The organism is uncultured Roseobacter sp. (assembly GCF_947488185.1).
Lineage (GTDB): Bacteria > Pseudomonadota > Alphaproteobacteria > Rhodobacterales > Rhodobacteraceae > Roseobacter.
On record NZ_CANKYM010000004.1, the window covers coordinates 52,339 to 65,598 of the forward strand.

The window sequence follows — 13,260 nt, forward strand, 5'->3', positions numbered from 1 at the left end:
ATGGCAGACATCACAACAGACGTGCTTATCATCGGAACGGGTCCTGCCGGGTCCTCCACCGCGGCGCTCTTGTCCACCTACGGTGTCGAGAACATGATCATCAACCGCTATCGCTGGCTGGCCAATACGCCACGCGCGCATATTACCAACCAGCGCACGATGGAGGTGCTGCGTGATCTGGGCCACGACGTCGAGGATGAAGCCTATATGTTTGCCGCAGAGCAGGAGCTCATGGGCGAAAACGTCTTTTGTGAAAGCCTTGTGGGCGAAGAGATCGGACGCATGAAAAGCTGGGGCACGCATCCGCTCTCCAAGGCCGAACACCTGCTGAGCAGCCCCACATTCATGAACGACCTGCCGCAGACCTTTATGGAACCGTTGCTGTTCAAGACGGCCTGCCAGCGCGGCACGCAGGCGCGGATGAGCACCGAATACCTCAGCCATGTACAAGACGCAGACGGTGTTACAACCACATGTCTGGATCGGTTGACCGGCAAAGAAGTGACCATCCGGTCCAAGTTCCTCGTCGGGGCGGACGGGGGTAACTCGCTGGTCGCCGATCACATTGATCTTCCATTCGAAGGCCAGATGGGCGTGGGCGGATCAATGAACATTCTCTTCAAGGCTGACCTGAGCAAATACGTAGCTCATCGTCCTTCGGTGCTTTACTGGGTCGTTCAACCCGGCGCGGATGTGGGGGGGATCGGCATGGGACTGGTCCGCATGGTGCGCCCGTGGAACGAATGGCTGATCGTCTGGGGCTATGACATCAACCAACCGCCCCCTGACGTCGACGATGCCTTTGCCACAAAGGTGGTGCGCGATCTGGTCGGCGATCCTGATCTGGAAGTGGACATCACCAGCTGGTCCACATGGACGGTCAACAACTACTACGCCACGCACCTGCAAAAAGATCGTGTGTTCTGCATGGGTGATGCGATCCACCGGCATCCCCCCTCCAATGGTCTGGGCTCCAACACGTCCATTCAGGATGCCTTTAATCTGGCGTGGAAAATCGCGGCTGTTCTCAAAGGGCAGGCGGGGGATGCACTGCTCGAGACCTATTCGGTTGAACGCGCTCCTGTCGCCAAACAGATCGTGACCCGCGCCAATCAGTCGATTGGCGAGTTTGGACCAATCTTTGAGGCACTTGGGCTGACCGAGAGCAATGATCCCGAGACAATGCAGAAAAACCTTGAAGCGCGCTGTGACAGCACGCCCGAGGCCGAGACCCAGCGCGCTGCAATTCGTGAGGCAATTGCTTTCAAAAAGTATGAGTTCGACGCCCATGGGGTCGAAATGAACCAGCGCTACAAATCAGGCGCAGTTGTGACGGATGGTCAGATGGAACCCGATTTCGCTCTTGATGCGGATCTTCACTATCAACCAACCACATGGCCCGGCGCGCGGATTCCACATGCATGGCTATTTGACAGAGAGGGCAACAAGCACTCCACCCTTGATTTGGCGGGCCATGGTGTCTTCACGCTCTTCACCGGGCTTGGCGGCAAGCGATGGGTCGATGCGCTGATCGAGATCGGAAAAGAAATGGGAATTGATGTCGAGGCACATGTCGTCGGCCCCCGGCAGATCTACGTCGACCATATGGGCGATTGGGCACGCGCGCGAGAGGTTAGCGACGCGGGGTGCATCGTGACCCGTCCGGACCAGCACGTTTGCTGGCGGCACGACGGTCTGGCGGATGACCCCAAAAGTGAACTGCGCCGCGTGTTCACACAAATTCTGGCGAAGTGAGGATGTTATGACCGAAACAGGATATTTTACCGAAACCAACTCTGCAGAAATCGTTGCCAGCCGCAATGCAGGTGCCAAGGACGCGCGACTGGCAGAGGTGATGAGCGCCGTAACCCGCCACCTGCACGCAGCCGTAAAGGAGATCGAGCCGACGCAAGACGAATGGTTTGAAGCGATCCAGTTTCTGACCAAGGTCGGCCATATGTGCAATGACTGGCGGCAGGAATTCATTCTTCTGTCAGACGTCATGGGCGTGTCTATGCTGGTTGATGCGATCAATAACCGCAAACCATCGGGCGCATCGGAATCGACGGTTCTGGGTCCGTTCCACGTGGAAGATGCGCCAGAGCTTCCCATGGGATCTGACATTTGTCTCGACCAGAAGGGGGAGCCGATGCTGGTCAAAGGACGTATTCTTGATACCGAAGGCAATCCAATCGACGCGGCAAAGATCGACGTCTGGCAAGCCAATGATGAGGGCTTCTATGATGTTCAGCAAAAAGGTCTGCAGCCGGAATTCAACCTGCGTGGTGTCTTTCGCACAGAGGCTGATGGAACTTATCATTTCAAAGGCGTGAAGCCAAAATTCTATCCAATTCCCGATGATGGCCCGGTCGGGCAGATGCTGGCCAAGCTCGGGCGGCATCCCTTCCGACCGGCACATCTGCACTATATCCTGGAGGCAGATGGGTTCGAGACACTCATTACCCATATCTTCGATCCAGATGATCCCTACATCCACTCCGACGCCGTCTTTGGCGTAAAAGAGAGCCTACTGGCCAAGTTCGAACTGATAGAAGACCCGGATCGTCTCAAAGAGGCTGGTTTCGATGTCCCGTACTACGAAGTGGTGCATGATTTCGTATTGGCGCCTTCGAAATGACCAAGCCCTGTATCATCTGTGTGGCCATAACCGGATCATTGCCCACAAAAGAAAACAATCCCGCGGTGCCTATCACCGTTACGGAACAAATCGAAAGCACGCATGAGGCTTTTGAGGCAGGTGCCTCGATTGTGCATGCGCATGTGCGCAATGACGACCAGACACCATCCAGTGATCCCGACAGGTTTGCGGCCCTGCGGAAGGGGCTGGAAAAACACTGTCCCGGCATGATTATTCAGTTCTCAACTGGCGAGCGTTCTGGAGCGGGCAGGACCCGCGGTGGAATGCTGCCTCTAAAACCAGACATGGCCTCACTGTCCGTAGGGTCGAACAATTTCCCTACCCGTGTTTATGAAAACCCGCCTGAACTGGTGGATTGGCTGGCCGCCGAGATGAAATCGCACGGTGTGAAGCCTGAGATCGAAGCGTTTGATTTGTCACATATCCTCAAAGCTGCAGCGATGTACCAGGCTGGCCAAATTGCGGATGTGCCTTACGTTCAATTTGTCATGGGGGTGAAAAACGCAATGCCGGCAGACCGCCACGTGTTTGATTTCTATGTGGAAACGGTGAAGAGACTATTTGGAAACGATGTTCCTTGGTGTGCGGCCGGGATAGGTGCCGCCCAAAGGGTTTTAAATGACTGGGCTATTTCATCCGGTGGCCATGCGCGGACTGGGCTGGAAGATAACGTGAGACTTGATAGGTCAAAGCTTGCTCCCTCGAACGCTGCGCTTGTTCGCAGAACCGTTAGTATGTGCGATCAATATGAGCGGCCAGTGGCCACAGCCATGCAAGCGCGCAAAATACTTGGCATTGATCCAGCTTGAATTGTTCCAATACCGATGAATGTCTGCGATGCGGACATCGGATGCCCAAAATCGCTGACCGTCGATCAAGGCCAGCTTCCAGCGACTGCAAAATGCAGTTTGTACGGCAACACCTGAAGAACGTTGAGAAGATGGTCTGCCAGCGCCTGAAGTATTTCTTACGCCAGTCGTAACAGGTCGTTTCTGCGATCCCAGCCGTCAGGCAGACCTCCGTAACCGACGTGCCGTCGTCTTCCTGCTTCAGCACGAACGCGATTTGTGCCTCCATGAACCTGTTTCTCTTCACGGAAGCTCCTTTCTCCCACGCTCGGGATCACAAGTCGAAAATTCAAGCTCAATACGGTCCAGCTTTCGGGCAACAGGTCAAGTTGCTTGCGCCTCCTGCCTAGGTTCCATCATCGCTGATCCTTCCGCTTTTTGAGTGGAGTGAATCAGCGACTTGCCCATCGATTAACCAGGAGTTTTTAACGGCGTAAGCCCTTAGTGACAGCCGCGGCAGGCGCAAAGTTGTGGCTATTTCAAAGTCGGTGCTGCGGGCCAATCTGGCAACCAGCCGAATAATGGCCAGAAAAGGGTTGCAGAGCAGTTGCAAGCCTTTTCAAACGCTTGGGCGGAATACTCGCCAAACAGGGACAAATGGTTAGGCCCAGAGACAAAATCCGCAACTCTACATAATGACTGCGTCTTTGGTCGGGCTGAGAGGATTCGAACCTCCGACCCCCTGCTCCCGAAGCAGGTGCGCTACCAGGCTGCGCTACAGCCCGACCGATGGCGCCGAGATAGCGCCATCACCACGCCATGGCAAGCGTATGATGTTGCCTATTTCCGGCGTTTGTCTTTCCGCAAGAACGGAGAAACGCGCGGTGTCGTGCCGGTCTCCGGGCGCGATCGGGTCCGCAGCACAGGCTGTTCAGATTCCTCGGACCTGCTCTCTCGTAAGACAATGAACAGCCCGCTGGCAATGATGATAGCAGAGCCAATGATCGTGTTTCTATCGGGCTGTTCGTCAAAGAAGAGCAGGCCATACATAGTGGCCCACAGGATCTGCGAATATTGCATTGGTGCGACAATGACAGCCTCGCCGTTGTTGTAGGCGGCAATCAGAAAACGTCCCGCGGTCCATGCCAGAATCGCGATGATTCCAAGTTTGCCAAGATCGGCCAGCGGCATAGGCTGATAAACTAGGGGGAGCAGGGCAGCCATTACGATGAAATTCGCCATCATCGGGTAGAGCATGATGACAACCGTACGCTCTTCCCGACCGATCTTGCGCACGATAATCGACGCGAAGGACCCGCAAATTGCCGAAACAAGGGCCGCGAGATGGCCGAGTTCCAGCTCTGCCTGTCCGGGGCGCAAAACCACCAGGACGCCCGTCAATCCGACGGCAACAGCGATCCAGCGGCGCAGTTTCACCTGCTCGCCCAGGATTGGAATGGCCAGAACCGTGATCAGCAATGGCGAGGCAAAGAGGATGGCATAGACCTGCGCCAACGGCAGGACGGAAAAGGCGTAAAAGGCGCAAAATCCGGTGATCACCGCAGCCACCGTACGGGCCGCCATCCACCAGGGGTACACGGGGATCAAGGTGCCGGGCGTGGCATCGCGCAAGAGGTAGAGCATCGCCAGCGGAAAACTGAACAGAACGCTGAAAAACACGATCTGCACGGGGGAGTATCCACCGCCGAGGATCTTGATGATCACGTCGTGGCTGGCGAACAGGCCAAAGGCGGTCAGGGCCATCAACGCGGCTTTGAGGTTTGGATTCATCAGTTTCGGGCCTTGGTCAGAATCAGGCATTTGGGCGGGTTGCGTCACCCGTCTGACCACCACCTTAGACTGCAACAGGTCGGGTGCCTGCAAGGCCTGATCACGTCAGGCGACCGTCAAATGGCGTCTGTTACAAGCTTTTATCGAGCGCGCCCAGAATTGCATCACCCATTTCGGTGGTGCTGATTGGTGTGCCCCCTTCCTCGCCCATCAGATCTGCGGTGCGGGCGCCGTCCGCCAGCACCTTCTCGATGGCCGCTTCGAGGCGCGCGGCCTCGTTGCCCTGATCAAAGGAATAGCGCAGCGCCATGGCAAAGCTGAGGATGCAGGCGATTGGGTTGGCCTTGCCTTGCCCGGCGATATCCGGTGCGGAGCCGTGCACGGGTTCGTAAAGGGCACGCGGTGGCCCGTTGTCAGTGGGCTTGCCCAGGCTGGCAGACGGCAGCATGCCGAGCGACCCGGTCAGCATCGCCGCACAGTCGGACAGGATGTCGCCAAAGAGGTTGTCGGTCAGGATCACGTCGAACTGTTTGGGTGCGCGCACCAGCTGCATCGCCCCGTTGTCGGCGTACATATGGCTGAGCTCAATGTCAGGATAATCGGCATCGCGCACTTTCTGCACGACTTCGCGCCACAGGATGCCGCTTTCCATCACGTTGGCCTTCTCCATGGAGCAGACCTTCTTGCCGCGCCGCCGCGCCAGCTCGAACGCCGACCGGGCGACACGGTCGATTTCACCTTCGGTATAGCGCTGGGTGTTGATGCCCACACGCTCGTTGCCTTCTTCGAAGATGCCGCGCGGTTCTCCGAAATAGACGCCGGACGTCAGTTCGCGCACGATCATAATGTCGAGCCCGGCGACCACGTCCTTCTTCAGTGAAGAGAAATCCGCAAGCGCGTCAAAACACTGGGCCGGGCGCAGGTTGGAAAACAGGTCCATCTCCTTGCGCAGACGCAGCAGACCCCGCTCGGGTTTCACGCTGAAATCCAGATCGTCGTATTTGGGACCGCCGACCGCACCCAGCAGTACCGCATCCACCTCAAGCGCCTTGGCCATCGTGTCATCGTGTAGCGGCGTGCCATGGGCGTCATAGGCTGCCCCGCCAACCAGATCTTCGCTCACATCGAAGGCCAGATCGCGTTTGGCGCCGAACCAGTCAATGACGCGCTTGACCTGTTCCATGACTTCCGGGCCGATGCCGTCGCCAGCGAGAATAAGAAGGGAAGGGTTGGCCATGGAACGTCTCCTGCAAAATCTGTTGCTTGCGGCCTACCGCGCGGTCCTGTCAGGGTCAAGAAGGCGCAGGGAATGACGAAGGCTGCGACACCGGAACGCATCGGTGTTCTCTGAGGCTTGCGTGGCGGAACCGGCTGACCGGCGCTAGAATGACGTTGGACGCGCGTTAAGGAGATGCCGGTGCCAACATCAAGAGCCCGCCAGATTTATGTCGGCGCCGGGTTGGTCTTTCTGATCCTGCATTCTCTGCCCTTCGCGATCTGGGCAATGGATTCCGGTGCCTTGCTGTTGATCAGTCCGGATCTGTCGGAAAACCGGTTTTACACTCCCGGCGGCACCATCATCAATCTTGCAATTTTTGCGCATATGTCACTGGGTGCGCTGCTGATGGTATTTGTTCCACTGCAGTTCTGGCCCGGTTTGCGCGCGCGGTTTGCGGCCTATCACCGATGGTCCGGCCGGCTGCTCTGTCTGGTAGCTGGCGCGATTGGCCTTGCCGGTTTGGCCTATATTTTTGTACGTGGCACCATCGGCGGGCTTTGGATGGATCTTGGCTTCGGCGTTTACGGAGTTTTGGTTTGTCTCAGTGCGGGTCAGGCCATCTGCTATGCTCGCAGACGGGACTTTGCAGTGCACCGCCGCTGGGCGTTGCGGGTTCTGGTGTTGACTTTCGGCTCATGGCTTTACCGGTTGCACTACGGGATTTGGTACTTCTTCACCGAGGGGCTGGCGTCCACGCCGGACTTCGACGGCACGTTCGATCTGGTCCAGAATTTTGCATTCTATCTGCCCTATCTTTTGGTGCTCGAACTGTGGCTGCGCCGCGAGGCACGCACGGCCTAACGCGCGATATCCACCCAGACAAGGCGGTGGCGGCTCGCGATCTCGACCGCCTGACCCAGAGGTGTTTCGGGATCAGGCCACAGCACGCCCGAGCCGAGGACACGCCAGTCAGCAGACGGCAGCACATAGTCAACCCGCAGATTGCCCGGAACGGGATCGTCCCAGTCCACCGTATCGAAAGGATCGCCCGTGATGATGTCACTGCCGGTGCTGCGCGGCAGCGGATCCTGCAGCCGCGGATCATCCAATGTGGTGGTGATCGCCGCCTTGATCCCCTCACCGCCCCGGCGGTCCTGATTGAAATCGCCCATCAGGATGAACCGATCCTGCGGTGCCGGGCCAAATGTTCCGGCCAGATAATGCTGCCAGAAAGTGATTTCGTCATGATTGCGCCTGCCATTGCGGTCTTCCGGCCCGTCAAAGACCGGTGGGCTTGCATGAAAGGTCATGATCGTGACCCGGCCGATGTCTGGCACGTCAATCGGCACAACCCAATGCGCTGTGGTCGACAGGCGTTGGATGGCCTGAGCGTCCTCCGAGGGGAAGGGTTCATCGTCTTCGCGTGGCAGCAATGCATCCGGGAAATCCCGCCAAAGCATCGCACTGAAATCCTGCACCGCATCCGTGTTAATCGGGTATCGCGACAGCACGGCCATGCCGCCCTGGCCTGAAAAGCGGCCGTAGCTTTGCGCATCTCGTGGTCCACCACGTCTGCCATCGCCGTCCATGTCGAGACCGGTGGCCATGCCCGTGTTGGGGCGGGCTGCGAAACTGTAGGGGAATTCGATGTCCCACGCGGTCAGGGCGCGCTGATACGCCATCAGAGCTGCCCCGGTCAGATCGTAGTCAAACCCCTGCAGAACAAGAACATCGGGATGTGCTTCGGCTATGACCTGCAGCGTGGCCGTGATTTGAGCATCTTCGCCCCGCACAATATCCCGCAGCAAAAGACCGGGCCCTCTACGCGCCAGTTCAGTGTTGAATGTTGCAATTCGTAAACTGTCTGCGTCTGCACTTGTCGCGGCTATGGTTGCCGCAATGAGCGCCGAGGTCAGGCTGTTTGGTATTCGGCGTCTTCGGCAGCCGTCCGATAGGCACGCCGCCGTTTTTCCTCGATCATATTGGCGACCCGGCTCATCGCGATTCCGCGCATGATCATGCTTGCAGGAAGAAAGGCCCATGCGGTGATCGTCCAGATAAGGGTTTGAGGGTTCTCAAGTGACACCGGGTTTACCAGATCGGATGTGGCCTTGACCACCGCCGGGATGATGAACGGCAAGAGAAACCCGATGGCAATATTCACCCGTGCATCACGCTGCAAGCGGTACAGCACATCTCCCCCCGCAGTCGGGTCGAAAAGGGGCAGGTTGACCCAAACGTTAAAGGCCCCTTTGCGAACAGGCCAGCCCCAAAGGCGCACCAGCGCGACAAAAGCAACCATGGCTATAAGCGAGATGAGATAAGATATCCCGGCAGCTGACCGGACGGTGTTAATCACCTCGGTCGAAGCGTCATAGGGCAGCATCAACACGATCAGGCGCACCGGGGAATAGGGGAAGTCGATCCCGTTGCCGATGATTGTTCCGATCGCCGTAATGCCCTGGCTCATTGAGTTGGGGTCGGAGCTACCGCGCGCAATGGCGGTGAGCAGGAATACCGTGAGAAACAACGCGACAAACCGCAACCGGTTAAAAGGGGCGGCGTCTCGGAATTCCACGATGCTGGGCGATGTGGAGTTGTATTCAACAAATGTCAGAAAGGCGGCAAGCAGTGCCGCAAGCACCACCAATTGCGATTGATCTGATGCCACATCGGGCAGCAAAAGAGCTGGTGTGGCGATCAAGAGCGCCACCAATAGTCCGCGCATGACTGCGCCTGACATACGTACAAGCATCCGTTTTCTTCCCTTCAAACTGGTCAGCCGCGATTCGTTGCCGCGTCTTGTCCCAACTTGATGCCACCGGGGCGGTGGTCTGCTGCCTCATTCTTGCCCCATTTGTGACATCATTCGTCTTAGTTCCACAAGTGTCATGGTTAACAAGACGCAATCCATTGGGCGTTTTGAGGGAAGAGGTGGTGCCTTCTTGCATCAATACTGTGGCAGAAAACTGGCAGCACCCAAGATGTAGTAGGCGCCGTCAAGGCGCCAACTAAAATCATGTTAAGAGTTTGTCATTGTCTCTGAATGAGCAACCTGCCGCGATCAGGGTCAGACCCAGGGACGGGCCTGCGATACAGCAGCCTCAAAGCTATCGATAGCCGCTGCCTTCTCCATTGTGAGGCCAATGTCATCAAGGCCGTTCATCAGGCAGTGTTTTTTGAAAGGATCGAGATCAAAGCTGAAGACCTCCCCATCCGAACTGGTCACGGTTTGCGCGTCCAGATCGACGATCATGCGCGCGTTCGAGCCCTTCTCCGCATCCTTCATCAAGAGATCCACCTGTTCCTGCGGGAGCGCAATGGGCAGGATGCCGTTCTTGAAACAGTTGTTGTAGAAGATGTCCGCGTACGACGGGGCGATGATGCAGCGAATGCCAAAATCCTTGATCGCCCAGGGTGCGTGCTCCCGTGAGGAACCGCAGCCAAAGTTATCACCGGCCACAAGAATCTCCGCCTCGCGATAGGCATCCTTGTTGAGTACGAAGTCCCGAATTTCTTTGCCATCGTCATCATAGCGCATCTCGTCAAAGAGGTTCACGCCGAGACCTGAACGCTTGATGGTTTTCAGGAACTGTTTTGGAATGATCATGTCAGTATCGACATTGATCAGCGGCATCGGGGCGGCAATCCCGGTCAGGGTATTGAACTTGTCCATTTTGTCTCTCCTCGCCTTCAAAAGGCTGTCGGTTCAACGACCATATCGTGGTGATGTGAACCGCATGTGGTGCAATCAGCGGGTAGGGTGGGCTTTCAGGCCACCTACTCCCGTCACATCATTTCGCGTACATCCGTCAGTTTGCCGGTGATGGCGGCAGCAGCGGCCATGGCGGGCGACATCAGGTGCGTGCGTCCGCCGCGGCCCTGCCGACCTTCGAAGTTGCGGTTGGAGGTCGCGGCACAGCGCTCCCCCGGCTGTAACTGATCCGGGTTCATCGCCAGGCACATGGAACAGCCTGCAAGGCGCCACTCAAAACCGGCCTCCTTGAAGATATCCGCCAGACCTTCTTCCTCAGCCTGCGCACGCACGAGGCCGGAGCCCGGCACAACCATCGCCCGCAGCCCGTCTTTCTTCTTCTTGCCTTTCAGGATGGCGGCGGCCGCGCGCAGATCCTCGATCCGGCCGTTGGTGCAGGAACCGATGAAGACCGTGTCGATCTCCACATCCGACAGCGGCGTGCCCGGTGTCAGACCCATGTAGTCGAGGGAGCGCTGGGCGGCGTCAATTTTCCCGCCTTCGAAATCATCCGCTGCCGGCACAGCAGCGGTAATGGGCAGCACATCCTCGGGCGAGGTGCCCCAGGTCACAACCGGCGCGATGTCTTCGCCCTTCAGCGTGATGATCTCATCCCATACTGCGTCATCATCAGAGAAAAGTGTTTTCCACCAGTCCATCGCGGCTTCCCATTGCGCGCCTTTCGGCGCATGTGGGCGGCCCTTGCAATATTCGAACGTCTTCTCATCCGGTGCAATCAGGCCTGCGCGCGCGCCGCCCTCAATGGCCATGTTGCAGACGGTCATGCGGCCTTCCATCGACAAATCGCGGATCGCTTCGCCGCAATATTCGATCACATAGCCGGTGCCGCCCGCGGTGCCGGTGGCGCCGATCACACTCAGCGTGATGTCCTTGGCCGTCACGCCGGGGCGCAGCTTTCCAGTGATCTCTACCTTCATGTTCTTCGATTTCTTCTGGATCAGCGTCTGGGTGGCCAGCACGTGTTCCACCTCAGACGTTCCGATGCCATGCGCCAAAGCCCCAAAAGCGCCGTGGGTGGCTGTGTGCGAGTCGCCACAAACAACCGTCATCCCCGGGAGCGTCCAGCCCTGTTCCGGCCCTACGATATGTACGATGCCCTGCCGGATATCGGAAACCGGATAGTAGTGGATGCCAAAATCCTTGGCGTTGGTATCTAGCGCCGCCACTTGAATGGCGCTGTCCTCTGTCATGTTCGACGGATCTTCGCGCCCCGGCGTCGTCGGCACGTTGTGATCCGGCACGGCGATGGTCTTCTCTGGTGCGCGGACCTTGCGGCCTGTCATGCGCAGACCTTCAAAGGCCTGCGGGGACGTTACCTCATGTACAAGGTGGCGGTCGATGTAGAGCAGACAGGTGCCATCGTCGGCTTCATGCGCGACATGGGCATCCCAGATTTTATCATAGAGCGTTTTGGGGGACATGGGTCCTCTCCCGTAATGTGAAATGGGTCAGATGGGGTGAAGCGCGCGCTTATAGCCGCGCCAGCACGGTATGGGTCGCCCCAAAGAAGCGTTCACGCAGGCGCGCGCGATCATCCATATCAATGATGCTTGTCATGCAAGACCAGATACAGGGCTACAGGCGCTGCCGCAAGGGTTGCCGGGTTGTGAGCGCGGTTTGTCTGTGTCACTTTCCGGTCAAAAGGAGCGCCGATGGAGACCGAAGAAGAACCTTTTGCCGCCGCATTGATGTCGGTTGATGAAATTTGGTTCCTCTTCACCAGTTTCCTGGAAAGCGTGATCACCCCCGGCTGGCGGCAGAATCAGGTGCTGATCGTGCTGGGGTTGGCGGTGCTCTGCTACTTCCTGCACATCGTTTCGGGCCGCATGATTGAAAATCAGGTGCGGGCGCGGGAAGGCTGGTCCAAGTGGCAGCTGCGCATGATCGTCCAGATCAAACGGCGCATGGGGCTGGTCTGGTTCGCGCTGCTGGCGGGCGGGCTTTACCTCTTTATGCAGCAGATCACCTGGCCCTCTCGATCATATTTCATCGGGCTTTCGGCCACGCTCGCCATTGTCTGGACCGGCATTGCCTATGCTGCCCGGCTGGTGCGCAACCGGTTCCTGCGGCGGCTGGTGACGTGGGGGCTGTGGATTTACGCCACGCTCTATTTCGTCGGTGTCTCGGATGAGGTTTCCGAATTCCTCGATGATCTCGCGCTGGATGTCGGGGATTTCCACCTGTCGCTGCTTACCCTGATCACCGCGGCGGTGGTGATCGGCGTCTTCTTTACCGTGGCCCGGCTGATCAGTTCCACCACTGCCTCCAGCATCCGCAAGAACGAAGACATCAGCCCGTCAATGCAGGTGCTGGCCGTCAAAGCGGTGCAGATCACGCTTTACGGGTTTGCATTCTTCATGGGGGTCAAGGCAGTCGGGATCGACCTCACAGGGCTTGCGGTCCTATCGGGTGCGATTGGTGTGGGCCTTGGTTTCGGTCTGCAAAAGGTCGTCTCGAACCTTGTGTCCGGCGTAATCATCCTGCTGGATAAATCGATCAAACCTGGCGATGTGATCAGCCTGGGTGAGACCTTCGGCTGGATCAACTCGCTCGGCGCGCGCTACGTGTCGGTCGTTACACGGGATGGCAAGGAATACCTGATCCCGAATGAGGACCTTATTACCAGCCAGGTGGTGAACTGGTCGCATTCCAATGAATTCGTGCGGCTGGATATCTTTTTCGGCACCTCCTACGGCTGCGATCCGCATCAGGTGCGTAAGCTGGCGATAGAAGCGGCGGCGGATGTTGACCGGGTGCTGGCCCATCCCAAGCTTCCCGTGTGCCATATTGTCGGATTTGGCGACAGTTCTGTGGACTACATCTTGCGGTTCTGGATCAGTGATCCGACCGGCGGGCTGACCAATATCCGCGGCAACGTCTATCTCGCGCTCTGGGATGCGTTTGAAGCGCACAACATCTCCATTCCGTTCCCGCAGCGTGAGGTCCGGATGCTCACAGATGAACAGGACATCGTCCGGGACGGGACGTAAGGTTAACCGATCTGTAACGCTGTCATTGAATTGTTGCA

General features: G+C 57.7%; 12 protein-coding genes and 1 tRNA gene. 5 read left to right on the top strand and 8 right to left on the bottom strand.

Annotated features, from left to right (window positions below):
• Genes Q1A52_RS15825 through Q1A52_RS15835 form a run of 3 tightly spaced genes read left to right on the top strand, consistent with a single transcriptional unit; the run spans nt 1 to nt 3,468 of the window.
• Nucleotides 1-1,755 (top strand): FAD-dependent monooxygenase, encoded by a 1,755-nt coding sequence (locus tag Q1A52_RS15825; protein WP_300017475.1) that lies wholly within the window; start codon nt 1-3, stop codon nt 1,753-1,755.
• 7 nt (nt 1,756-1,762) lie between these two features.
• The gene (locus tag Q1A52_RS15830; RefSeq protein WP_300017479.1) at nt 1,763-2,638 is read left to right on the top strand and encodes an intradiol ring-cleavage dioxygenase; all 876 of its coding nucleotides are present in this window, start codon (nt 1,763-1,765) and stop codon (nt 2,636-2,638) included.
• A complete protein-coding gene (locus Q1A52_RS15835) occupies nt 2,635-3,468 on the top strand; it encodes a 3-keto-5-aminohexanoate cleavage protein (protein WP_300017482.1) in 834 nt (277 codons plus the stop codon). The genes Q1A52_RS15830 and Q1A52_RS15835 overlap by 4 nt, the downstream gene beginning before the upstream one ends.
• Here Q1A52_RS15835 and Q1A52_RS22890 read toward each other — a convergent pair.
• The 4 genes from Q1A52_RS22890 to leuB all read right to left on the bottom strand — a co-directional run bounded on the left by Q1A52_RS22890 (nt 3,389) and on the right by leuB (nt 6,475).
• Entirely contained in the window at nt 3,389-3,754 is a 366-nt protein-coding gene (locus Q1A52_RS22890; protein WP_367278055.1) for a transposase, read from the bottom strand. The genes Q1A52_RS15835 and Q1A52_RS22890 overlap by 80 nt on opposite strands.
• A 401-nt stretch (nt 3,755-4,155) precedes the next feature.
• A tRNA-Pro gene (locus Q1A52_RS15840) sits at nt 4,156-4,232 on the bottom strand.
• A 55-nt stretch (nt 4,233-4,287) separates the two neighbouring features.
• Nucleotides 4,288-5,238: a DMT family transporter gene (locus tag Q1A52_RS15845; RefSeq protein WP_300018569.1), complete on the bottom strand. Its 951-nt coding sequence runs from the start codon at nt 5,236-5,238 to the stop codon at nt 4,288-4,290.
• 130 nt (nt 5,239-5,368) lie between these two features.
• A complete protein-coding gene (gene leuB, locus Q1A52_RS15850; protein ID WP_300017485.1) occupies nt 5,369-6,475 on the bottom strand; it encodes a 3-isopropylmalate dehydrogenase in 1,107 nt (368 codons plus the stop codon).
• Nucleotides 6,476-6,655: 180 nt separating this feature from the next.
• Here leuB and Q1A52_RS15855 point away from each other — a divergent pair, with 180 nt between their 5' ends.
• The gene (locus Q1A52_RS15855; protein WP_300017488.1) at nt 6,656-7,318 is read left to right on the top strand and encodes a DUF2306 domain-containing protein; all 663 of its coding nucleotides are present in this window, start codon (nt 6,656-6,658) and stop codon (nt 7,316-7,318) included.
• Here the strand turns inward: Q1A52_RS15855 and Q1A52_RS15860 are convergent.
• The 4 genes from Q1A52_RS15860 to leuC all read right to left on the bottom strand — a co-directional run bounded on the left by Q1A52_RS15860 (nt 7,315) and on the right by leuC (nt 11,653).
• Entirely contained in the window at nt 7,315-8,265 is a 951-nt protein-coding gene (locus tag Q1A52_RS15860) for an endonuclease/exonuclease/phosphatase family protein (protein ID WP_367278056.1), read from the bottom strand. The genes Q1A52_RS15855 and Q1A52_RS15860 overlap by 4 nt on opposite strands.
• A gap of 104 nt (nt 8,266-8,369) precedes the next feature.
• Nucleotides 8,370-9,212 (bottom strand): hypothetical protein, encoded by an 843-nt coding sequence (locus tag Q1A52_RS15865; RefSeq protein WP_300017491.1) that lies wholly within the window; start codon nt 9,210-9,212, stop codon nt 8,370-8,372.
• A 315-nt stretch (nt 9,213-9,527) separates the two neighbouring features.
• Entirely contained in the window at nt 9,528-10,133 is a 606-nt protein-coding gene (gene leuD, locus Q1A52_RS15870; RefSeq protein WP_300017494.1) for a 3-isopropylmalate dehydratase small subunit, read from the bottom strand.
• Nucleotides 10,134-10,246: 113 nt separating this feature from the next.
• Nucleotides 10,247-11,653, bottom strand: coding sequence for a 3-isopropylmalate dehydratase large subunit (gene leuC / locus Q1A52_RS15875; protein WP_300017497.1), 1,407 nt, complete (start codon nt 11,651-11,653; stop codon nt 10,247-10,249).
• A 231-nt stretch (nt 11,654-11,884) separates the two neighbouring features.
• Between leuC and Q1A52_RS15880 the strand changes: the two genes are divergently transcribed.
• Nucleotides 11,885-13,222, top strand: coding sequence for a mechanosensitive ion channel domain-containing protein (locus tag Q1A52_RS15880; protein WP_300017500.1), 1,338 nt, complete (start codon nt 11,885-11,887; stop codon nt 13,220-13,222).
• The last annotated feature ends 38 nt before the right edge of the window (nt 13,223-13,260 follow it).